The organism is Ottowia thiooxydans DSM 14619 (genome assembly GCF_000422885.1).
Lineage (GTDB): Bacteria > Pseudomonadota > Gammaproteobacteria > Burkholderiales > Burkholderiaceae_C > Ottowia > Ottowia thiooxydans.
This window is the reverse complement of sequence record NZ_AUGX01000039.1, coordinates 15,545-36,870: the sequence shown is the minus strand read 5'-3', so window position 1 is coordinate 36,870 and position 21,326 is coordinate 15,545. Positions and strand designations below refer to the sequence as shown.

Below are 21,326 nucleotides of genomic sequence, written 5' to 3'. Positions count from 1 at the left end.
CGGCGTAGAACAGACGAAACTTGCAATAGGTCGGGTCATCCCTTGTGACCATTCAGGCTGCTCGGCCTGACAATGCGACTTAAAGAGACATTCCCCAAAACCAGTGCGCCTGAATCTTACGGATTTGCTGGAAAGATCCGTTCGCGCTGAGGTTGTCGAAGCGTTGCGCAAGGCTTCGACAAGTTCAGCCCGAACGGTTTTAATAGTTGATCAAAACCATAGAACCTCAGCCTGAACGGTGTTTATTGATTAAACGCAATTCAGTCTGAAAGGCGCCCACCGACAATCCCGATGCGAAGACCCATGCCCCCGCTTAACGCGTTGCTCGCCCTGGAGGCGATTGCGCGTCACCAGAGTTTCACCCGGGGTGCATCAGAACTGAACATCACTCAGACCGCGATCAGCCACCGGATCAAGGAGTTAGAGAGCCTGCTGGGCATTCAGTTGTTCACCCGCAAGCAGAACGTGACTAAGCTCACGAACGAGGGACGGATCTATTTGGAGTGCGTGCGCCCGGCGATCGCCCAGATCGCAGCGGCCACGGAGAGCGTGTCCTCGGTGCACGACAACCGGCTCACGATTGCGTGCCTCTTTGCGTTCTCCGCGAAGTGCCTGACGCCTGCATTGCCGGAGTTTCTGGCCATGAACCCGAACATCGAACTGCGACTGATGCCACTGGCGCCAACAGACCGGCTGGAGCAATGCGACTTCGATGTCGCGATTTGGCACGGAATAGACGACTGGCCGGATTTCGATGCACAGAAGATCGCCGATGAAGATATCTTCCCGGTGTGCACGCCAGCGCTGTTTTCGTCAGGTCCCCCGCTGCGTATTCCCGATGATCTGCGGCACTATCCCATCGTGCGTACTGCATCGCCCATCATCACCGACGATTGGACCGTATGGTTGCGTGAGTCCAATTCCGAGGTGGACACCTTTGCGAGCGAGGTTCATTGCGGAACATTGGCGTTCGCCATGAACGCCATCATTGAAGGCTTGGGCGTCGGCATTGGGCGTTCCATGCTGGTGGGCAAGGATCTGGAAAGCGGGCGGCTCGTTGAACCTTTCACGTTCCGCTACCGTTCGCCCGCTGGCTACCATGTGCTGAGCAGGCCTGAACGATCCGCACTGCCCAAAGTGCAGAAATTCAAACGCTGGTTGTTGGCGCACTTTGCACAGACTGTGCCAACCACCCCCATCGTGGCTGGCCCAGGGCTTCATGAGCCATTTTCATGGGACTGAGCGAAATTACTCGTTGGTCATATTCGTCCTACTTTGCTCACAATCGGTCTATACCATTTCGAGTGAAGTTTTTCGGTGACCCCCATGTCCAACAGTCCCAGTCCCAGGCGCCTTATCGTCGGCATTAGTGGTGCTTCAGGTGCCATTTTTGGCGTGCGCCTTTTGCAGGTACTTCAGGGATCGGACATCCAGACTCACTTGGTGATGAGCGACTCCGCGAAGTTGACCATTGCCGCAGAGGTCGATATGTCGGTGAAAGAGGTCGAGAGTCTGGCCTTCGAGGTTCATCACGCCAAGAACGTCGGTGCCACCATTTCTTCGGGGTCCTACAAGACGATGGGCATGGTTGTGGCTCCATGTTCCATTCGCTCACTTTCCGAGATTGCTTACGGCAACACCACAGGCCTGCTGACGCGTGCGGCCGATGTGGTGTTGAAAGAGCGCCGCCGGCTTGTCCTGATGGTGCGTGAAACCCCTCTGCACCACGGTCATCTCAAAGCCATGCTTCAAGCCAGCGAAAACGGCGCAGTGATCATGCCCCCCGTGCCTGCGATGTACGTGAGGCCGCGCTCCATTGATGACATGGTCAATCACACCGTGGGTCGGTGTCTGGATCTTTTCGATATAGACACCGATTTGGTGCGCCGGTGGAACGGCATGGGCAAGCCATGAGCAACGCACTGCCTTTTGCGCGCGCCAGCGAAATCTTCATTCCGCCGGATGTGGATTGAAGTCTTTGACTTGATTTTCTGTTGATAGCGGACATGGAGAAAGTACAGATGAAGAGAACCATCTCTCGACGTGATTTTGTGATGGGCGTAGCCAGCATTCCGGCCGCCGGCTTAGGCTTTCAGGCCAACGCCCAAACGAGCTACCCTGACCGTGCCATCCGGATTGTGGTGCCCTTCGCGCCTGGCGGAGATGGCGACGTGATGGCCCGTTACTGGGCCAAGGCCGCCGCGCCTCTCTCCGGGTTTAACTTCATCATCGACAACAAGGCGGGGGCTGGCGGAGTGATTGGTGCCAGTGAAGTCGCGCGATCCAAGCCAGATGGCTACAACCTGCTGCTGGGAACCACCACGACGCAGATCGTTAATCCGCTGGCTTCGGCCAAGCCGCAATACGATGGTCTGAAAGATTTCGTGATGGTCGGCCCGGTTAGTGCCAACCCCACCTGTGTGCTCGTTCACCCCTCCGTGCCGGCTAAAAATCTTCAGGAGCTGGCTGCCTTGGCACGCAGCCAGCCGGACAAGCTGTCTTACGGCTCAGCCGGTGCCGGCACCATCACCAACCTGACAGGCGAACTTTTCAAATATCTCAACGGAAAGCTGCAAATCACGCATGTAGCGTACAGAGGCGGTGGTCCGGCCATGGCAGATGTGATTGCCGGCCATTTGCAGTTGGCCACGCCCATCATGTCTTCAGCGGTTCTGGGCCATCACCGCTCTGGTCGAATTCGTATTCTGGCGGTTAACAGCCCAACGCGCCTGAAGTCTGCACCTGATATTCCGACAGCCGTTGAAAGCGGTATGCCTGACATGAAAGTCGTGGTGTTCAATGCACTCTTCGCTCCTGCAAACTTACCCAAGCCCGTGCTGGAGACCTTGCGGGGCGTGACGAGAAAAGTCGCTGGCGATGCGGCGTTTGCCGCAAACGTTCAGCAAGCAGGTGCCGAGATGCTGGTTGTGGCCGATCCTGAAAAGTACATGCAGGAGGAGATGGGCCGGTGGAGCCGTCTGATCAAGGCCATGGATTTCAAAATTGAAGATTAGTGCGAACACGCCCTAATCTTCTGAACGCACTTTCATGGGATGGCTCAGACCGAATTGCGTTCAATCGCTAAACACCGTTCGCGCTGAGCTAGGCCTGTCGTGTGCTTGTCGAAGGGTCAAAGCGTTGCGCAAGGCTTCGACAAGCTCAGCCCGAACGGTGGTTTTTGGCTCAAATGACATTTGCTGTTTGATAGAACCCGTAGAACGCCAGGACAGGGCAAGCTCAGCGTGAACCGGTTTTTATTCTTGACAGCAAGTTGGTATCACCCCAAACACTTCCATTTTTTCTGAGAGTTAAGTATGAGCAAACCATTGACTGGTCATCCGCTGGATCTGCGGACATGGATAGAAGACACCAAAAAGTTGGGTGAACTGACTGAGGTTTCAGGTGCCGAATGGGACTTGGAAATCGGCGCTATCAGTGAGCTGAATGTCAAGAAAGACTTGCCGAACGCGCTCTTGTTTGACGACATCCCGGGCTACCCCAAGGGACACCGGGTCATGACCTGCAGCACCAGTAGCCCCGCGCGTCTGTCCTCGATCCTGCGCTTGCCGATTGAGACCACAAATGCCGGTCTGACGCAATCGCTGCGGGGCAAGCCCAAACAATGGCAAGGCTTGGCGGCAGACTATCCCCCGGTCGCAGTAGCTACGGGGCCGGTCTTTGAAAACATTCAGGAGAAGGAGTCCGTCGATGTGCTGGCGTTTCCATCTCCGTTGTGGCATGAGAAAGATGGTGGCAGGTACATTGGTACCGGCTGTATGGTCGTGACCAAGGACCTGGATTCTGACTGGGTCAACGTGGGCACCTATCGTGTGATGGTCCATGACAAAAACCATGTCGGCCTTGACATGATTCCGGGCAAGCACGGCGCCATCCAGTACGATAAATACATGAAGGCGGGCAAGCCGTTCCCCGTCGCTATCGTCATTGGCTGCGACCCGCTTGGTTACCTGATCTCCGGTATCGAAGTGCCTTTTGGCATGTGCGAGTACAACTACATCGGTGCGATTCTGAAGCAGCCTGTGTCTGTAGTGCACGGCCAATTGACGGATCTGCCCATCCCCAGCCACGCTGAGATTGTTCTGGAAGGCTGGGCCTACCCTGGGGACGAGCGCATTGAAGGTCCGTTCGGCGAGTTCCATGGCTACTACCCTGGAAAGCCTGCGACTGCACCGGTCGTCACTGTGGAGCGTGTCTATTTCCGCAACAACCCCATCATCATGGGCAGCCCGCCTGCCAAGCCGCCTAATGACTACTCGTATTCCAAAGCGGTGATGCGATCAGCCTTGCTGATGGATTCGTTGATCGCCGCTGGTGTGCCTGATGTGCAAGCGGTGTGGGCGCATGAAATTGGGGGCGCGCGCATGTTCAACGTGGTGTCGATCAAGCAGCGCTACGCCGGCCATGCTCGCCAGGCTGGGCACATTCTTAGCCAGTGCGGCGTGGGTGCCTATATGTCGCGTTACTCGGTGGTTGTGGACGAGGACATCGATCCCTCCAATATGCAGGAGGTGATGTGGGCGGTCGCTACGCGGTCCGATCCCGAGATGGATATTGACATCACCAGACGAGGCATGGGCTCCAAAAACGACCCCATGTCTATCGCTCTTCCCTATAAGGCGCCCTTCAATTCGAAGGCCATCATTGACGCTTGCCGTCCATTCGACTTCATCAACGAATTTCCTGAAGTGGCCGAAGCCAGCAAGGAACTGCAGGATAAGGTGCGTGCGAAATGGAAGCACATTCTTTGAGCTAGTTCGCGAGTCTGTAAAGGCCGTCCTTAGGGTAGCCTTGCCAGGGGGCTCGCTCAGCTATCGCATTTAGGCCCGACCGTCAGGGCGGACAGGGCCCCACCGTTGATCGGCTGGAGACCTGCGCCGCCGTGCCCTATTCAGCCTTGATGCCGGCTTGCTTGATCACCTTGGCCCATTTTTCGACTTCCACCTTCTGATAAGCGGCCAGCTGAGAAGGCGTCATGGAGGAGGGCTCCATTCCGAAGCCCTTGAGCCGGGCTTGAATCTCGGGGAGCGCGAGCACCTTCATCACCTCGGCATGCAGGCGGTCAATGATGGGCTGCGGTGTGCCGGCCGGTACGAACATCGCCTGCCAGGAGACCATGTCGAAGCCTTTTTGTCCGCTTTCGCTGATGGTTGGAACATCGGGGAAGCCTGGAACGCGCTGGCTGCCAGTGATGGCGATGGGGCGCAGTCGGCCGCTCTGGATGTGTGGACCCACCACCAGGCTGGTGTCGAACATCATGTCGATCTGCCCACCTACCAGGTCCTGAACGGCCGGGCCCGAACCCTTGTAGGGGGCGTGGGTGAACTTCACACCCGACTGGCTGGCCAGAAGCTCCAGCGCCATGTGTGGCGAGGTACCAATGCCAGGGGAGCCGGAAGTGAGTCCGCCGTTTTTGACGCGGCTGGCTTTGAGTACATCGTCAAGCGTACGCGATGGGCTGGACGCAGGCACCACCAGCACCAATGGGCTCACACCCAACATCGCGACGGGTGAGAATGATTTCACCATGTCGTAACCAATGGGCGTGCTGTAGAGGCTGCCGTTGATCGAGTGCGAACTGATCGTGCCGCCCAAGATCGTATAGCCGTCCGCCGGCGCGCGCGAGGCGATGGCTGATCCCACACTACCGCCTGCACCGCCCTTGTTGTCGATGACGACTGGCGTGGCCAGTGCAGCCGACAGGGGCTGTGCAATCAGGCGTGCGAGCGTGTCGGTGTTGCCTCCGGGAGGGAAGGGTACAAGGTAGGTGATGGCTTTGCCGGTAGGCCAGGCGCCTTGTGCGAAAGCGGTCGGGCCAGTGGCTACGAGGCTGGCCGCCAGGGCCTGAAGTGCGGTTCTGCGTTGCATATGATGTCTCCTTCGTTGTGGTGTGAAATCGGTCAGGTCACCGGAGCTGGGTTGAAGAGCACCAGTGCGTTGGCGAGCTTCCATCGCTCGGCCCAGGTTTTTTGACGGCCACTGGCCACATCGAGCATCAGCTGGAACAACTCCCAGCCCATTTCCTCGATCGTGGCCTCGCCATCGGCGATGCGGCCTGCGTTCAGGTCCATCAGGTCGTGCCAGCGCCGAGCGAGTTCGGTACGCGTGGCGACTTTGATCACCGGCACTTCGGCAAGACCGTAGGGCGTGCCGCGGCCGGTGGTAAATACATGCAGGTTCATTCCAGCGGCCAGCTGCAGCGTGCCGCAGATGAAGTCGCTCGCAGGCGTGGCGGCGTAGAGAAGGCCGCGCTGGCTGGCTTTCTCTCCGGGGCGCACTACGCCCGAGATCGGCGCCGTGCCCGATTTCACGATCGAGCCCATCGCCTTCTCGACGATATTGGAGAGGCCGCCTTTCTTGTTGCCAGGCGTGGTGTTGGCGCTTCGGTCTACGCGGCCACGGTCCAGGTAGGCGTCGTACCAGGCCATCTCACGGATCATGGCTTGCGCCACCTCTGGTGTGGTCGCCCGCGAGGTGAGCTGGTCTATGCCATCGCGTACTTCAGTGACTTCGCTGAACATGACGGTCGCGCCGGCACGTACGAGAAGGTCTGTGCAGAAGCCGACGGCCGGGTTGGCAGTCACGCCGCTGAAGGCGTCGCTGCCGCCGCACTGCACACCGACTACAAGCTCGCTCGCAGGCACGGTTTCGCGGCGGCGGGCGTTGAGGCGTGCGAGGTGAACCTCAGCCTGGCGAAGGATGGACTCGACCATGGACATGAAGCCCACGTGGGCATCGTCCTGCAGGCAAACCACATCAAGTGGGGTTTCTTCCTTCGTGCGTTCGTCCACCAGCGCAATCGTGCCTGGAGGCAACAGGCGTTCAGGTTGCAGCTTCTCGCAGCCCAGGCTCACCACCATCACCTCGCCGCCGAAGTTCGGATTCAGGCTGATGTTGCGCAGTGTGCGGATCGGGATCACCGCGTCCGGCGCGTCTATTGCCACGCCGCAGCCGTAGCTGTGTTCTAGTGCGACCACGTCGTCCACGTGCGGGTAACGTGGTAACAGTTCAGCCTTGATGCGCTTGACTGCGAAGTCGGTGACGCCAGCCACGCATTGCACGGTCTGCGTGATGGCGAGAATGTTGCGCGTGCCTACCGAACCGTCTGCATTGCGAAAGCCTTCGAAGGTGTGGCCTGCAAGCGGTGCCATTGTCGGTGGCGTCACGGTGGCCATGGGCAGGCCTTCCAGGGAGCGTGCCTCTGGCATGCGCAGGAGGCGCTCGTGTACCCAGGCGCCGGCCCTGATGTCGGCGACTGCGTAGCCAATCGTCACGCCGTAGCGCTGCACGGCCTCACCCGCCGCAATCGGTCGCAGCGCGACCTTGTGAGCCTGAGGAATCTTGTCGACGAGCGCGAGGCCGTCGTCGAACACCGTGCCGGCGGCGAGGCCACCCTCGTTGGCGACGATCGCGACGTTGTCGCGCGGGTCCATGACGATTCGAAGCGGTTTCATCGTGAAGTGGTCAGTAGCGTGGCTGCTCGCCGGTGAACGTGGGGTCGTACTTCTTCATCTGGCCCAGATCATCACGTGCGCGGATGCCACACGAAAGGTAGTTATCGTGCAGGCGCGCCAGGGCTTCGCGATCCAGCGTCACGCCCAGGCCCGGGCCCGTAGGCACGCGCAGGCTGCCCTCGTCGAAGGCGAGACGCCCGCCCTCGATCACCTCCTCGTCCTGCCAGGGGTAGTGGGTGTCGCAGGCATAGGTGAGCAGGGGCACGCTCGCGCAGAGGTGGGTCATGGCGACAAGGCTCACCCCCAGGTGCGAGTTGCTGTGCATCGACAGGCCCAGATCGAAGGTGCTGCACAAGGTAGATAGCCGCTGCGTTGCACGCAGGCCGCCCCAGTAGTGGTGGTCTGACAGCACGATCTTTACTGGGCATCCCATGTCGGCATTGCGTCTGAACTCGGCGAAGTCTGTTACCACCATATTGGTGGCGAGCGGTACGTCGCAGGCGCGTGCCACGGCGGCCATGCCTTCGAGGCCAGGAGCAGGGTCTTCGTAGTACTCGAGTACGCCGCGCAATTTTTCGACAATGCGCAGGCTGGTTTCCACAGTCCAATTGGCGTTGGGGTCAATGCGCAGGGGCGTGCCAGGAAATGCTTTCGCCAGTGCGAGAAGGTGATCGGCTTCATCGTCCGGCGCAAGCGCGCCGGCCTTGAGCTTGATGCTCTTGAAGCCATAGGCGTCGATCATGCGCTGCGCCTGATCCACCAACTGTGCAGAAGTCAAAGCTTCGCCCCACGGATCAGCCGGATATCCAGACGAAGAGGGGGCATCAATATGGGTAGCGTACTTGTAGAAGAGGTAAGCCGAAAAGGGTACGCGGTCTCGCGCGGCACCGCCGAGCAGGTCGACCACAGGCGCATTTGCAAGTTGGCCTTGTAGGTCCATCATGGCAACTTCGAAGGCGCTTACTACTTTGGCAACGGTCTTGGACACATGTGTGCCCGGCGCCAGGGAGATGTGCGAGCCAAGGAACTCCGACGCAGCCTCAGGTGGCCTCACGAGCGCAGCCACGCGCGCTTCCATCTCTGATAAAGCCCAGGGCGAGAGACCATCCAGTGCCGGAACCGCTTTGGCCAGTGCCTTCAGCATGGACAAGTCGCCGTAGGTTTCGTTGATCCCGACGAGGCCCGACGTGGTTTCGATCTCAATGATGGCGCGCAGTGCCCAGGGTTCGTGGATACCGGCGGCATTGAGCAGCGGTGGGTCACGGAACGCTATTGGCGTGACGCGGACGTGACGGATGGCGTGCGAAGTCATGTCTGGGCGTGCTTGTGTATTGGGCGCTCCGGCCGAGAAAGTTTTGTCAGCATGAATATGTTGTCAGTTGTCATATGACTGTGGAGGCGATTATCATCAGAGCATGCCAACCGTGTCAATCAACGAGACTCAGGATAATCCCGCATCCCTCCCGGGATCGGCGGCCGCTTCGGCGTTGCCGGTGGCGGCGGCGTCCCTGCCTCCGGCGCCGCCGCTTCGCAAGCGCGCGCGTGGCCTCGCCCATGCGGTGGTTGACGATATCGCGCGCCGCATTGACGCCGGTTATCTGAAGCCTGGTGACAAGCTGTCTACTGAGTCTGAATTCATGCAGGCTCACGGCGTGAGCCGAACGGTGGTGCGCGAAGCGCTGTCGCGTTTGCAGGCGGCTGGCCGGGTCGAAACGCACCACGGCATTGGCACCTTTGTGCTGGAGAGGCTTGAGCCCGTGGTGGGGATTCGCCTGGAGCCGGCTGACCTGGCCAATGCTTCGGAGGTGTTGGCGGTGCTGGAATTGCGCATCAGCCTGGAAACCGAATCAGCCGGTCTGGCTGCTCAGCGCCGTAGTGAGGCTGAATTAGCTGCCATGCGCGCGGCGCTCGATGCCTTTGAGGCTGGGGTGGTCGGGCAGGGGGAGACTGTCTCGCACGATTTTCGCTTCCATCAGTTGATCGCCCAGGCTACAGGCAATCGGCACTTTGCCGACATCATGGGGCATCTGGGGGCGGCGTTGATTCCGCGCTCGCGTGTGAATTCGCCGCGTTTGGCGCAGGAGGATCCATCGGTTTACCTGCGTCGTGTGAGTCGAGAGCATGAGGAAATCTACGAGGCCATTGCCCGGAACGACCCTGATGCCGCGCGAGCTGCCATGCGCCTTCACCTGACCAACAGCCGTGAGCGCCTGCGCCGCGCCCAAGCGGCGGCCCTGTCCGGGGCGACGCAGTAACAGGGGCCGCGGCGCGGACTAGCGCCAACTTGGCTCTTGGAGCCGGCTCTCAGGGTTAATACGAGGACGCATAATGCCCATTTAAGTTGTACGATGACTAACAACTTAAATTCGTATCAAGTATCCACCACCATCGTGATGCGGCAGCGCTAACCACCGAATTTCCAACAACCTCTTCCAACTCCTTGCGACCATGAACCCCCAAGAACTCAAGTCCATCATGAGCAGCGGCCTGCTGTCCTTCCCTCTGACTGACTTCGATGCCAATGGCGACTTCGACGCCAAGGGCTACGCGAAACGCCTCGAATGGCTTGCACCTTATGGCGCCACCGCGCTGTTCGCGGCAGGTGGTACGGGGGAGTTCTTTTCGCTCACGGCCGGCGAATACCCAGGCATCATCAAGACTGCTGTCGACGTATGTCGCGGCAAGGTGCCCATCATTGCGGGTGCAGGCGGCCCGACCCGCTTTGCAATCGAATGTGCACAGGCGGCGGAGCGCGCGGGCGCACATGGCGTTCTCCTGTTGCCTCATTACCTCACCGAAGCCGGCCAGGAAGGCATCGCAGCGCATGTGGAGGCGATCTGCAAGAGCGTGAAGTTCGGCGTCATCGTCTACAACCGCGCACAAAGCCGCCTCTATCCCGACACGCTGGCCAAACTGGCCGAACGCAACCCCAACCTGGTGGGCTTCAAGGACGGTATTGGCGACATTGAGCTCATGAGCTCGGTCTACATGAAAATGGGCGATCGCTTTGCTTACCTGGGCGGCTTGCCTACGGCTGAAGTCTATGCGGCAGCCTACAAGGCCTTGGGCACTCCGGTGTATTCGTCTGCAGTGTTCAACTTCATTCCCAAGACGGCGATGCAGTTCTATGAGGCCGTGCGTACGGATGACATGGCCACGCAGCACCGCCTGCTGCGCGATTTCTTCATGCCCTATCTCACGATCCGCAACAAGGGGCATGGTTATGCGGTGAGCATCGTCAAGGCGGGTGCGAAAATCGTCGGCCACGACGCGGGCCCGGTGAGGCCGCCCCTGACGGACTTGAAGCCAGATGAGTACGCGGAACTTGAAGCGCTGATCGCTACCCTCGGGCCGCAGTAGTACCCCGAGCGCCTGCTCAAGGTCTCCTCGCGGCTCCATTGCCCAGAGACTTTGAACAGGCTCGCAAGCCGTTCGGCAGCCTTTTTGTTTTGCCGCTCCTCTCGTTTGATTTGGCAGCTTGTTCATGACCCGTGACACCCCTGTGATCACCGCCTTGCGCGTCATTCCCGTCGCCGGCCGTGACGGCATGCTCATGAACTTGAGCGGCGCACATGCGCCGTTCTTTACACGCAACATCCTCATTCTCAGTGACAACGCGGGCCGTACAGGCTTGGGCGAAGTGCCGGGCGGTGAGGCGATCCGCAAGACACTGGAAGATGCTGCCGCGCACATGATCGGCCAGCCGGTAGGGCGGTGGAACGCCATGCTGCAATCGACCGGACGTGCCTTTGAAGGGCGCGATGCGGGTGATCGGGGAATGCAAACGTTCGATCAGCGTGTGGCGGTCCATGCCCAGGCTGCGCTTGAGTCGGCGTTGCTAGACCTGCTGGGCCAGCACCTTGGCGTACCTCTGGCCGCGCTGCTCGGAGAAGGTCAGCAGCGCGAGCGCGTGGAAATGTTGGGCTACCTGTTCTTTGTAGGCGATGCCACCAAGACGGACCTACCCTATGTGAAAGCCCAGGACGAGGAGGGTGCGGATACCGACTGGGCCCGCGTCCGCCACATGACCGCCATGGACCCTGCGGCCATCGTGCGCCAGGCCGAAGCCGCGTATGCGCGCTACGGCTTCAACGACTTCAAGCTCAAGGGGGGCGTGCTTGCAGGAGAGGCAGAAGTCGAGGCAGTCACGGCGTTGCATCGGCGGTTTCCAGAGGCGCGCGTCACGCTCGATCCCAATGGCGGCTGGCTGCTAAAGGATGCGATCCGCCTCATGCGCGATATGCGGCATGTGTTGGCCTATGCGGAAGACCCGTGCGGGGCCGAGGCCGGTTTCTCCGGCCGAGAGGTGATGGCAGAGTTCCGCCGCGCCACTGGCCTGGCTACGGCGACCAATATGGTGGCCACCGACTGGCGGCAGATGGTGCACGCGCTTGCGCTGCAGTCGGTTGATATCCCACTGGCCGATCCACATTTTTGGACTCTCTCGGGTTCGGTGCGTGTGGCGCAGACTTGCCGCGACTGGGGCCTGACCTGGGGTTCGCACTCGAACAACCATTTCGATGTCTCGCTTGCGATGTTCACCCACGTCGCCGCGGCGGCGCCGGGCAAGGTCACGGCGATCGACACGCACTGGATCTGGCAGGACGGGCAGTACCTCACCAAAGATCCGCTGACCATCCGTGGCGGCTTCGTGGAGGTCCCGAAGAAGCCGGGACTCGGCATCGAGCTCGACATGGACGCCGTGGAACGTGCCCACCAGCTCTACCAGCAGCACGGGTTGGGCTCGCGCGACGATGCGATGGCCATGCAGTACCTGATCCCGGGCTGGAGCTTTGATCCCAAGCGACCCTGCATGGTGCGCTGATCAACCCGAAGGTGGGTCAGTGACTCGTCTCTGATTTAAATAGCAGCGTGAACCTGGCACCCCTTCCCAGCTCGACCGGCGACTCTGCCTTGATCTCCCAGGATTGCAGCGTACAAACTCGTATCGCAATGGCAAGTCCGAGGCCTGTTCGCTCTGTAGGGTCTGAGCGATCATCTGCGCCTGAAGCCATAGGTCTTGCGTCAACGCGGCGCCTGCTGGCGTATCGGTCGAAAATATAGGGCAGCTCTGTTTCGCTTATCCCTGGACCGGTGTCCGTGAAGACCAGGCCATGAGGGATGGACCGGACTTCCAGTGTGGCTGGCGCTGCGTGCTTGATCGCATTGCGGACGATGTTGCGCATCACAGTCAGTAGCGCGTACCTGTTCAGATATTCAACGTGCTCGGATTGGACTTTGTTCTCGATGTCAAGACGGGTTTGGCTGGCTTCCATGCGCAGCCCTTCCCCCACGTCCTGCACACACGCATGCAGCTGAACAGATTCATGGCCTCCGTTGTACGCGTTGGAAAGGCTGTAGGTGCTTTCCAGGGATTCCTTGATTTCATCCACTGCGCCCATGATCCGCTGCAACCTGGTGGATTCGCGCGTGGGAGCAGCAGGGTGGGATCTCAGCAGAAGTTCGGCATCGCTCCGAATGATGGCCAGGGGAGTTCTGATCTCATGTTGCAAGTTGGCAGAAAACTGCCGTTGGTCCGTGATGGCGGCATCCACCTGATCAAGTACCCTGTTGAAGGCATCCATCAAGCGGTCGAGTTCATTTGACGGCGATGTTGCGGTTTGCGCGCCACTTGGTGCCCAGCGAGTCAGGCGCTCCACCAACACATTCAGAGGTGCGATCAGCCAATGAGAAATTCTGACGCTGATCAGAAACGCCAGAATGGAAAAAACCAGCACGATCGCCATCAAGGCGAACGCGAAAATGCGGGACTGTTGCTCCACCAAAAGACTGTCATACATCACGTACAGTTTTCCATCCATCATCTCTGTCACGGATACATGCCACACACTGCGTTCTCTGGGGAGGTAATGAATCCCGAATTCAAGACCACGCAGCTCCTCCGGCATGCTTAGCGCAAACAACGACGGCGTTTCCACCCATGCGAACATGGACGGGCCAATGTCGTGCTCAAAAGCCTGTTGCCAGCGCTCTTGCGTCTCGTTGATTCGCTTGGTGAGGCGCTCAGATTCAGTGACGATGAAGTCATCGATCATGCGCTCTCGCATGTGGTGGTAGATCTGATAGGAGGCTAACGCAGCCAGTACAACGGCCAGGTTGATGAGCGCGGTCAGTGTCCAGGCAATGCGCCAGCCCAGGGACCGGTTGCGCCTCATTCAGTCACGCCCAGCAGCGAAGGTGCCACCAGCTTCCAGCCCCTGCCATGAACGGTTTCGATGCCTTCGAAACCATGTTCGAGCAGGCCTCTTCTCAGCAGATGGATCTGGCTGCGCAATGCCTCGGAGGAGGGCGGTTCACCTTGCCAAAGGTAATCTTCCAAGCGCTGACGAGTGACCACACGTCCGGTATGGAGCATGAGCATCTGCAAGATCTGAAGGCTTTTATGCGCGAGCTGGACAGCCTTGCCGTTGATCGTTAGCTCCTGGTGCGCAATGAGGTAGCGCAGTGGCCCATGTTCAAGGTGGTAGGCCTTGTCCGAGAGATTTTTTGTTCGACGAATCAGCGCTTTTACACGCACCACCAGCTCTTCCAGCGCGAATGGCTTTGTGATGAAGTCGTCTGCGCCCACATTGAAACCCAGCAGCTTGTCTTCCAGCGTAGAGCGCGCAGAGACGATGAGAACAGGCGTCGCAAGACGCAAGCTTTCCCGCATGTGTTGCAGCAGGCGGTATCCATCCATACCGGGTAGACCGATATCGAGGATGACGAGATCACACGACTCAGCGTTCAAGCGTGCAAGGGCTGCAGTAGCGTTGCCTGCAATTTCTGCCATCAGGCCTTCGCCCTCCAGCGCGGTCAATAGGTTTTCCGCGATGGCAAGTTCGTCCTCCACGATCAGGACGCTATAGGGAATAGGTTGGGCTTCACTGTTCATGTTGGCAAGACGGAGCTCGGGCCTGAGTTCCTCTCAAAAACTGCTTGTTGCGTCGATGCGCGGTAACAACACGCACTCGATCGATTTGATGAAAATTTCACGGCGCCAATCCTACACTGCAAATAGAAATTAATCGCATTCGCATTTGAGTGGGCAAATTTTCAGTGTTTTATTCAATTTGCTTGAGGTCTGCGCAACAGAGAACGCCCCAGTTGGCGGGGACGAGCCACGAGCCCGTCGCGATGCTGCGAAGAACCTAGCAAGGTGCGTCTCGTTGGCCCATCGCACCGCAATGGCTCCTTTTTATTGAGCCTTCTGCCAAGAGTGGTTCTGGCGCAGAGCGCTCGTTCCATGCCCAAGCCTTGGCACAGCTTGCGCTCAGGATTTTTCAGTTTGATCTTCAAGGAAACTTAATGTCACGCAACGATTCCCCTCAGGGTGCAGAACCGGCATCCCCCTTGCTGCCTCTGGAAAATTTCCAGGCGGCATTTCGTCGTCCGGCCTTGCTGGGTGCCGCGGTTCTGGGAGGCGCTGTGGCGATGTCCACTGCGCACGCCCAAAGCAGCAGCCAACAGGCTGCTCAAACCTTGGGTGAGGTCACAGTCACTGCGCCGGTAGAGAGTACGTATCAGGCGCCAGCCACCGCCAGCAGCCCCAAGTTCACTGCACCCCTGCTAGATACCTCCAGATCGATCACCATCATCACGGACGAGTTGATCAAAGACCGGGGGAATACATCCCTTCAGGATGTACTGCGAACTACGCCAGGGATTACCTTGGGATCTGGCGAAGGAGGAACCCCCACTGGTGACCGCCCGTTCATCAGGGGCTACGAGGCCAGCACGGACATCTTCATCGACGGCGTGCGCGACTACGCTCGTGGTTCACACGAGACCTTCAATCTGGAGTCCGTGGAGGTACTAAAGGGCCCCAGCTCTGCCTACACCGGCAGGGGAGGCACTGGCGGCAGCATTAACCTGGAAACCAAGTCTCCCAAGCTGCAGCGCTTTGTTGACGTGAGTGGCGGCTTTGGCAACGCTGGGCAATGGCGCACCACCGCGGATGCAAACCTTCCATTCTCTGATTCTGGCGCAGTCCGCCTCAACCTCATGAAAATGGGTGGTGAAGTGCCAGGTCGCGATGGTGTCAAGGTGGATCGATGGGGCATCGCGCCATCGGTCGCGTTTGGTTTGGGCAAACCCACGCGACTCACGCTGTCCTACTCCCATATCGAGAACAACGATATGCCTGACTTGGGGGTTCCCTTCAGCAATGCAGCCAGGCCCGATCGCGTCACGCCGCCAGATGTTGCGCGCAACCTCTTCTACGGCAGGCACAACGTCGACTTTCGAAAGAATGTGTTCAACACCGCCACAGCGAAGGTGGAACACGATTTTTCTGACGCATTCAAGTTGCGCAATATCACGCGCTATACGGATACGCTGAACCACTACTTGATGACGCGCCCATCTTTTGACAACTGCACGGCGACATCGGGTGCGCCGTGCTCCACTGAAGGCGCGGGCGCGCAATTCCGCCGGGACGACCGGGCTCGCTGGCGCTCCTCCGAGAGCCTCATCAACCAGACTGACCTCTACGGAAAATTTCAGACTGGCTCGATCAAGCACAGCTACATTGCGGGGATCGAATTCAGCAAGGAAACTGTTTATTCGAAATCCATGACAGGAGGGCCCGGCCGAGATCACGACTCCCTGCACTCGCCAAATCCCAACAAGGCATATACCTACAATTTGGTCTATGGCGATCGTACAACTGATGGCCACATCAAGACCCAATCGGTTTACTTGATGGACACCATGGAGCTTACGCCCAAGGTCTCGCTGAACGCCGGTTTGCGTTACGACAAATTCAAGGTCAACAATACGACAGACCAACGGACAGATGGCATGTGGAATTACCAGCTCGGTGCTGTGTACAAGCCCATGCCGAACGGCGCTGTGTATGTTTCGTTTGGAACCTCTTCCAACCCTTCAGGTGAAAACTTGGGACAAGCTGGTGGAGCAGATGGTCCGGCGGGTGGTGCAGCCATCAGAGATTTGGGTCCTGAGAAAAGCAGGAGCTGGGAATTGGGTACGAAGTGGGATGTTCTGGACCATCGACTCTCGCTCACAGCCGCTATTTTTGAAACTCGCAAGACCAACGCAAGAACGTCTGATCCTGTGACTGGCGATGTGACTCTCGCCGGAAATAACAGGGTTCGCGGGCTGGAGTTGGGTGTCTCTGGCGCCATTACTCCTCAGTGGAACATCTGGGCTGGGGCCACCTATCTGGATCCGAAGGTGACTCGCTATCGCAGCGGAAACAACGTTTTCGATGGCAAGCAGATGAAGTTCATTGCCAAGCAGAGCTTCAATGTCTGGAGCACTTTTGCCATCACACCGCAGCTCACCGTCGGCGGCGGTATTAACCATGTTGGTAGTCGATTTGTGGATGACGTGAACCGTTATGTTCTGCCCAGCCACACCACATACGATGCCATGGTTCGCTATCAGTTCAACAAGCAGTTCTCTGTGCAGTTCAACGTCAATAACATAGGAAACAAGGCGGTCTACGATGCTTCTCACGTGGGGATCTTCGCCAACATGGGCCCAGGTCGTTCCTATATGCTGAATGCCACTTATCGCTTCGACTAAGATGCGCGACCGGCCTTTTGAGGCCGGCCATCAGCTTGTCTCGGCGGGGATTTCCTGCGAGATTTTCTTCAGACTGCAAACACAGGGCAAGGCCATGATGCTTGTCATACCCGATGTGCTGAGCCATGCGGACTTGGCGGACATCCGGTCGAAACTGGAAACAGCCTCATGGCAAGACGGACGGGAAACCGCTGGGTACGCTGCAATCCAGCAAAAGAGCAATGAACAGTTGCGGGCGACCGACCCACTGGCGATCCAGCTGGGTGAGCGCATTCTTGGCGCTCTGTCTTGCAACCCTCGTTTCATCTCTTTCGCGCTGCCGAGAAAGATTTTTTCCCCCATGTTCAACCGCTATCAGGGTGGCGGTGAATATGGCCTGCACGTTGACAATTCCATCAGGATCGACGCCGTTTCTGGTGAGCGTATTCGCACGGACATCTCCACCACGGTTTTCCTCAATGAGCCTGCAGATTACGAAGGCGGCGAACTTGTGGTGAGCGACACCTACGGCGTTAAGCAGGTCAAGTTGCCAGCAGGCCATGCTGTGGTGTACCCAGGAAGCAGCCTGCACCGCGTCACGCCCGTTACACGGGGCAGGCGCTTGGCATCGTTTTTCTGGACCGAAAGCATGGTGAGAGACGATGCCCGGCGCTCCATGCTGTTCGAGTTGGACAATGCCATTCAGGCCTTGGCTCACCGCGCTGAAAATGGGCAGGAAGTGGGGCAACTGACCGGCGTTTACCATAACTTGATGCGCCAGTGGGCAGACAGCTAGCGTCTGATAACAAGGTGTTCCTGGATATGCCGCATCAAACACTCCCACCCGTGCAGGCTCCGAAGATTCCCAATCCCAATCCCAATCCCGTGCTCGACTTGTCGGCCATCGCATCCGTAGGTGACTACGAGGCACCAGCAAAGCAATTGCTGGACCCCTCCATCTGGGCCTATCTGGATGGCGCGGCGGCGGATGGGATTACGCACGAGCGCAATTTGCAGGAGATGGAAAGGCTTGCGCTCTGGCCGCGTGCCATGCGCAATGCTTCTGGGGGTGACATGAGCACCACGCTGTTGGGCCAGACTTTCCCGCACCCGATTTTCATAGCACCCACCGCCTACCATCAGCTGGCTCATCCAGACGGTGAGTTGGCCACAGTAACGGCCGCCACCGCCTTGCAGTCATGCATGGTTGTCAGCACGCTTTCCAGCCTGTCGATGGAGTCGATCGCCGCTGCCGCCCAGACGCCGTTGTGGTTCCAACTGTACATTCAGCGAAGACGCGATGTCACGCTTGATCTCGTCCGCCGAGCCGAACAATCGGGATACCAGGCCATCGTCGTCACGGTGGATGCCCCCGTGGAAGGTATGCGCAATGCACAGCAGCGCCACGGCTTCAGAATTCCCCCTCACGTCAGGGCAGAGAATCTGGCCCCTTACCCATCAGAACCTCAGGCTGTGTTGGGAATTTCTGATTCGTTCTTTGAGAGTTCGTTGGTGCGCAACGCGCCCACGTGGGACGATTTTGCTTGGCTCGCCAATCAAACGAAGCTACCCTTCATAGCCAAAGGCATCTTGCATCCTCTGGATGTGCAGTCAGCACTTGATGCGGGTGCACAAGGGATCATCGTGTCGAACCATGGGGGGAGGGTGCTTGATGCCACTCCTGCGACCATCGAAGCCCTACCCTATATTGCAGAAGCGGTAGGCGGCCGTGTACCCATCTTGATGGATGGCGGCATCCGGCGAGGGACTGATGTGCTCAAGGCCTTGGCTCTCGGAGCGCAAGCCGTGATGGTCGGCCGCCCAATTTTTCATGGGCTGGCTGTCGCGGGCTCTACTGGTGTCGCTCATATCCTTCATCTGCTAAGAACCGAGCTTGCGATGGCCATGGTTCTGTGCGGAATCCGCAGCTTGTCGCAAGTGACTCCAGCGCTCTTGTCGCCTGTGAAACGGCGTTGAAGAGACATGACGTTCTATGGTTTTCTCTCAACCGGTGGCAGAGGACTGCTCGCTCTTGCAGCTTTTCTGTGGCGCGGACCATCCGTGACATGACGCATCCGGAACTCTCGCTCGCCAGCCGCCTGAAGCATGGAGGTCACCTGCGTCGCTTCGGGAAGATTTTTCCAAAACCGCACCGGCATTTCTCGTCGCATCATGTTCATTTTGATGCGGGCAGGATTGAATATGCTGCGGTAGTACGCCAGCCATAGTGCTTCGCCATCATCAGCTTGAGGTGCTTCAGCAGGCGAAGCTGCCGGGCCGTGAATTAGGGAATGTCGGTCCCACTGCACACAGCCGCGCGGTGTGAGGATGGACCAGCGCATGGCGGCAAAACGATCGACGAAAAACGGGGTGGCTGCACGAACGATGTGGTGCGCCGGTTCAAACCAGGCCACGTGGCACTCACCCGCTTCATCTTTCACCACCCGGAAGCGAACGAAGGCGTGCATTTTGTGTATCTCCCGATGGACCTCCCGGGCCATTCGTTCCAGGCGCAGGCGGACGGGATTAAGCGCATCAGACCAAGCGCTTCGATCGCGCAAGATATTCACCGCGGCGGTGTGCATCAAGACATAGCGATCTGGATCGTCATGCAAGGCGGACGAGCGCACCAGAGTGAGAAAGCCTCGCGGAAGCAGGATTTGCGCACCGTCAACTTCGGAAGTCAGGGGTGAAGCCGCTCCATCATCCAATAGACTGGCCTGCGCCTGTCCATCGTCCCAAATGACATCGGATGGGTCCAATTTGAGCGTAAGCGCGTGCTTAAGCACCCGCAAAAATTCATCGGGATCGTCCGGCTGTTTCAGGTGGAGCGTGACCATGTCAAGGTTTAGACGGTGGCCTCGGTCGTCTCGGCAGGGTCGAAAAGTTCACCTTGGGACGATGTTTCAATACGGCTTGAAGTCCGTGCTGCCCGGGCCGGTACCTGCCGCAGCAGACGGGCAGCCGCATCATCGGCGGGTTGGTGATCTGGTAACTGCACGAAAGCCAACACCCGTTCACTTGGTACTCCCAGTTGCTGGATGTCCGCTTTCCTGATCCGCCGCATGCGCCGTGCTTGTAGCAATCGGCTGACCGACCGAACGCCCAAACCGGGTACCCGCAGGAGCACCTCGCGCGAGGCGCAATTGAGGTCTACCGGAAACCAATCTGGATGGGCCAGTGCCCATGCCATTTTGGGATCGACCTGCAGCGACAACATGCCGGCCTGAGTCACAAGTTCTTGCTCCTCGTAGCCGTAAAAGCGCATGAGCCAATCAGCCTGGTAGAGCCTGTGCTCGCGCATCAGCGGCGCTGCTGCGCTGGGCAACGACGCACTGGCATGAGGGATTGGGCTGAAAGCGCTGTAGTAGACGCGCCTGAGTTTGTAGTCTTGATACAGAGATACGCTGGTGCGCAGGATGGCACGGTCATCCGAAGCGTCTGCGCCCACAATCATTTGAGTGGTTTGGCCCGCCGGAGAGAATCTGGGAGCGCGAGGTGTTGCGGCATTCGCGCCTGGCATCGCGCGTGCGCGGCGAGCCTGCAGAGCGTGCTCTTTGGTTTCATCCAGCCTCTGGCGTATGCGGGCCATGGACCGCGTAATGGCCTCTGCATTCTTCTCAGGTGCCAACTCATGCAGTGCCGCTTGTGAGGGCAGTTCGATGTTGATGCTTAAGCGGTCTGCGTGGAGCCCCGCGCGCGCGATGAGATCGGGGCTGGCGTCTGGAATGGTCTTCAGATGGATGTATCCGCGAAAGTGGTGCTCCTCGCGCAAACGCCTGGCTACCTCGATGAGTTGCTCCATGGTGTAGTCAGGCGATTGGATGATTCCCGAGCTCAGGAACAGGCCTTCAATGACGTTGCGCTTGTAGAAATCCAGGGTGAGTTGAACCACCTCATCTACCGTAAAGCGCGCACGCTCTACGTTGCTGGACTCACGGTTGACACAGTACAAGCAGTCATACGTACACCAGTTAGTCAGCAGAATCTTCAGGAGAGATATACAGCGTCCGTCTGGAGCGTAACTGTGGCAGATGCCGCTTCCGCCACTGGAACCAATGCCCTGCTGATCACGTGAGTTTCTCTTTTCGCCACCGCTGGAGGCACATGAAGCGTCGTACTTGGCGGCATCTGCCAGGATGATCAGTTTGCGCAGCGTTCCTGTGGTCATTTTTTATGCCTAGACGGGGTAACTGGCGCCCGCAGGTGTTGGAGTGTTGTGCGGATACTCAGTTAGCGTTGGAACGCACAAAAACTGTATAAAAAAACAGTATATGACAAAGGGGTGCGTTTTGCCTAGTAGCAGTACAACGAGGCGTCTTTGAT

17 protein-coding genes are annotated in these 21,326 nt (G+C 58.6%); 10 read left to right on the top strand and 7 right to left on the bottom strand.

Annotation, left to right across the window (positions count from 1 at the left end; genetic code table 11):
- Nucleotides 1–303: 303 nt before the first annotated feature.
- From G518_RS36440 to G518_RS0122470, 4 genes are all read left to right on the top strand, one after another.
- Nucleotides 304–1,242 carry a LysR substrate-binding domain-containing protein gene (locus G518_RS36440; protein WP_051237283.1) on the top strand — a complete coding sequence of 313 codons (939 nt, stop codon included), beginning with the start codon at nt 304–306 and terminating at the stop codon, nt 1,240–1,242.
- Between the two features lie 84 nt (nt 1,243–1,326).
- Nucleotides 1,327–1,914 (top strand): UbiX family flavin prenyltransferase, encoded by a 588-nt coding sequence (locus tag G518_RS0122480; RefSeq protein ID WP_028604457.1) that lies wholly within the window; start codon nt 1,327–1,329, stop codon nt 1,912–1,914.
- 107 nt (nt 1,915–2,021) lie between these two features.
- Complete coding sequence (locus G518_RS0122475; RefSeq protein WP_028604456.1) at nt 2,022–3,014, top strand: Bug family tripartite tricarboxylate transporter substrate binding protein; 993 nt, start codon at nt 2,022–2,024, stop codon at nt 3,012–3,014.
- A gap of 300 nt (nt 3,015–3,314) precedes the next feature.
- On the top strand, nt 3,315–4,769 hold the full coding sequence (locus G518_RS0122470) for a UbiD family decarboxylase (RefSeq protein ID WP_036595677.1): 1,455 nt from the start codon (nt 3,315–3,317) through the stop codon (nt 4,767–4,769).
- A 136-nt stretch (nt 4,770–4,905) separates the two neighbouring features.
- Here G518_RS0122470 and G518_RS0122465 read toward each other — a convergent pair whose 3' ends face one another.
- From G518_RS0122465 to G518_RS0122455, 3 genes are read right to left on the bottom strand one after another with little or no spacing between them, the layout of a single operon-like run.
- On the bottom strand, nt 4,906–5,886 hold the full coding sequence (locus G518_RS0122465) for a Bug family tripartite tricarboxylate transporter substrate binding protein (RefSeq protein ID WP_028604454.1): 981 nt from the start codon (nt 5,884–5,886) through the stop codon (nt 4,906–4,908).
- 32 nt (nt 5,887–5,918) lie between these two features.
- A complete protein-coding gene (gene garD, locus G518_RS0122460) occupies nt 5,919–7,472 on the bottom strand; it encodes a galactarate dehydratase (protein ID WP_028604453.1) in 1,554 nt (517 codons plus the stop codon).
- A gap of 10 nt (nt 7,473–7,482) precedes the next feature.
- The gene (locus tag G518_RS0122455; protein WP_028604452.1) at nt 7,483–8,784 is read right to left on the bottom strand and encodes a glucarate dehydratase family protein; all 1,302 of its coding nucleotides are present in this window, start codon (nt 8,782–8,784) and stop codon (nt 7,483–7,485) included.
- A gap of 103 nt (nt 8,785–8,887) precedes the next feature.
- Here G518_RS0122455 and G518_RS0122450 point away from each other — a divergent pair, with 103 nt between their 5' ends.
- The 3 genes from G518_RS0122450 to G518_RS0122440 all read left to right on the top strand — a co-directional run bounded on the left by G518_RS0122450 (nt 8,888) and on the right by G518_RS0122440 (nt 12,297).
- Complete coding sequence (locus tag G518_RS0122450; protein WP_084652134.1) at nt 8,888–9,727, top strand: FadR/GntR family transcriptional regulator; 840 nt, start codon at nt 8,888–8,890, stop codon at nt 9,725–9,727.
- A 193-nt stretch (nt 9,728–9,920) separates the two neighbouring features.
- On the top strand, nt 9,921–10,832 hold the full coding sequence (gene kdgD, locus G518_RS0122445) for a 5-dehydro-4-deoxyglucarate dehydratase (RefSeq protein ID WP_028604450.1): 912 nt from the start codon (nt 9,921–9,923) through the stop codon (nt 10,830–10,832).
- 124 nt (nt 10,833–10,956) lie between these two features.
- Nucleotides 10,957–12,297 carry an enolase C-terminal domain-like protein gene (locus G518_RS0122440; protein WP_028604449.1) on the top strand — a complete coding sequence of 447 codons (1,341 nt, stop codon included), beginning with the start codon at nt 10,957–10,959 and terminating at the stop codon, nt 12,295–12,297.
- A gap of 16 nt (nt 12,298–12,313) precedes the next feature.
- Here the strand turns inward: G518_RS0122440 and G518_RS0122435 are convergent, their stop codons facing one another.
- Together G518_RS0122435 and G518_RS0122430 are read right to left on the bottom strand one after the other, a co-directional pair.
- A complete protein-coding gene (locus G518_RS0122435; RefSeq protein WP_028604448.1) occupies nt 12,314–13,648 on the bottom strand; it encodes a sensor histidine kinase in 1,335 nt (444 codons plus the stop codon).
- Nucleotides 13,645–14,367 carry a response regulator transcription factor gene (locus G518_RS0122430; protein WP_028604447.1) on the bottom strand — a complete coding sequence of 241 codons (723 nt, stop codon included), beginning with the start codon at nt 14,365–14,367 and terminating at the stop codon, nt 13,645–13,647. The genes G518_RS0122435 and G518_RS0122430 overlap by 4 nt, the downstream gene beginning before the upstream one ends.
- Nucleotides 14,368–14,780: 413 nt before the next feature.
- Between G518_RS0122430 and G518_RS0122420 the strand changes: the two genes are divergently transcribed.
- The 3 genes from G518_RS0122420 to G518_RS0122410 all read left to right on the top strand — a co-directional run bounded on the left by G518_RS0122420 (nt 14,781) and on the right by G518_RS0122410 (nt 18,977).
- The gene (locus G518_RS0122420; RefSeq protein ID WP_028604446.1) at nt 14,781–17,021 is read left to right on the top strand and encodes a TonB-dependent receptor; all 2,241 of its coding nucleotides are present in this window, start codon (nt 14,781–14,783) and stop codon (nt 17,019–17,021) included.
- Between the two features lie 94 nt (nt 17,022–17,115).
- A complete protein-coding gene (locus tag G518_RS0122415; RefSeq protein WP_028604445.1) occupies nt 17,116–17,796 on the top strand; it encodes a Fe2+-dependent dioxygenase in 681 nt (226 codons plus the stop codon).
- 26 nt (nt 17,797–17,822) lie between these two features.
- On the top strand, nt 17,823–18,977 hold the full coding sequence (locus G518_RS0122410) for an alpha-hydroxy acid oxidase (RefSeq protein WP_084652144.1): 1,155 nt from the start codon (nt 17,823–17,825) through the stop codon (nt 18,975–18,977).
- Between the two features lie 14 nt (nt 18,978–18,991).
- Here the strand turns inward: G518_RS0122410 and G518_RS36435 are convergent, their stop codons facing one another.
- Complete coding sequence (locus G518_RS36435; RefSeq protein ID WP_051237281.1) at nt 18,992–19,840, bottom strand: TIGR03915 family putative DNA repair protein; 849 nt, start codon at nt 19,838–19,840, stop codon at nt 18,992–18,994.
- An 8-nt stretch (nt 19,841–19,848) separates the two neighbouring features.
- A complete protein-coding gene (locus G518_RS36430; RefSeq protein WP_084652132.1) occupies nt 19,849–21,171 on the bottom strand; it encodes a putative DNA modification/repair radical SAM protein in 1,323 nt (440 codons plus the stop codon).
- Between the last annotated feature and the right edge of the window lie 155 nt (nt 21,172–21,326).

What these genes read in the sequence shown, in the direction of transcription:
- G518_RS0122450 (WP_084652134.1), top strand. Translation starts at nt 8,888, where the DNA reads ATGCCAACCGTGTCAATCAACGAGACTCAGGATAATCCCGCATCCCTC.
- G518_RS0122420 (WP_028604446.1), top strand. Translation starts at nt 14,781, where the DNA reads ATGTCACGCAACGATTCCCCTCAGGGTGCAGAACCGGCATCCCCCTTG.
- G518_RS0122455 (WP_028604452.1), bottom strand. Translation starts at nt 8,784, where the DNA reads ATGACTTCGCACGCCATCCGTCACGTCCGCGTCACGCCAATAGCGTTC.
- G518_RS0122435 (WP_028604448.1), bottom strand. Translation starts at nt 13,648, where the DNA reads ATGAGGCGCAACCGGTCCCTGGGCTGGCGCATTGCCTGGACACTGACC.
- G518_RS0122415 (WP_028604445.1), top strand. Translation starts at nt 17,116, where the DNA reads ATGATGCTTGTCATACCCGATGTGCTGAGCCATGCGGACTTGGCGGAC.
- G518_RS0122470 (WP_036595677.1), top strand. Translation starts at nt 3,315, where the DNA reads ATGAGCAAACCATTGACTGGTCATCCGCTGGATCTGCGGACATGGATA.
- garD (WP_028604453.1), bottom strand. Translation starts at nt 7,472, where the DNA reads ATGAAACCGCTTCGAATCGTCATGGACCCGCGCGACAACGTCGCGATC.
- G518_RS0122465 (WP_028604454.1), bottom strand. Translation starts at nt 5,886, where the DNA reads ATGCAACGCAGAACCGCACTTCAGGCCCTGGCGGCCAGCCTCGTAGCC.
- G518_RS36430 (WP_084652132.1), bottom strand. Translation starts at nt 21,171, where the DNA reads ATGACCACAGGAACGCTGCGCAAACTGATCATCCTGGCAGATGCCGCC.
- G518_RS36440 (WP_051237283.1), top strand. Translation starts at nt 304, where the DNA reads ATGCCCCCGCTTAACGCGTTGCTCGCCCTGGAGGCGATTGCGCGTCAC.
- G518_RS0122410 (WP_084652144.1), top strand. Translation starts at nt 17,823, where the DNA reads ATGCCGCATCAAACACTCCCACCCGTGCAGGCTCCGAAGATTCCCAAT.
- G518_RS36435 (WP_051237281.1), bottom strand. Translation starts at nt 19,840, where the DNA reads ATGGTCACGCTCCACCTGAAACAGCCGGACGATCCCGATGAATTTTTG.
- G518_RS0122440 (WP_028604449.1), top strand. Translation starts at nt 10,957, where the DNA reads ATGACCCGTGACACCCCTGTGATCACCGCCTTGCGCGTCATTCCCGTC.
- G518_RS0122475 (WP_028604456.1), top strand. Translation starts at nt 2,022, where the DNA reads ATGAAGAGAACCATCTCTCGACGTGATTTTGTGATGGGCGTAGCCAGC.
- kdgD (WP_028604450.1), top strand. Translation starts at nt 9,921, where the DNA reads ATGAACCCCCAAGAACTCAAGTCCATCATGAGCAGCGGCCTGCTGTCC.
- G518_RS0122430 (WP_028604447.1), bottom strand. Translation starts at nt 14,367, where the DNA reads ATGAACAGTGAAGCCCAACCTATTCCCTATAGCGTCCTGATCGTGGAG.
- G518_RS0122480 (WP_028604457.1), top strand. Translation starts at nt 1,327, where the DNA reads ATGTCCAACAGTCCCAGTCCCAGGCGCCTTATCGTCGGCATTAGTGGT.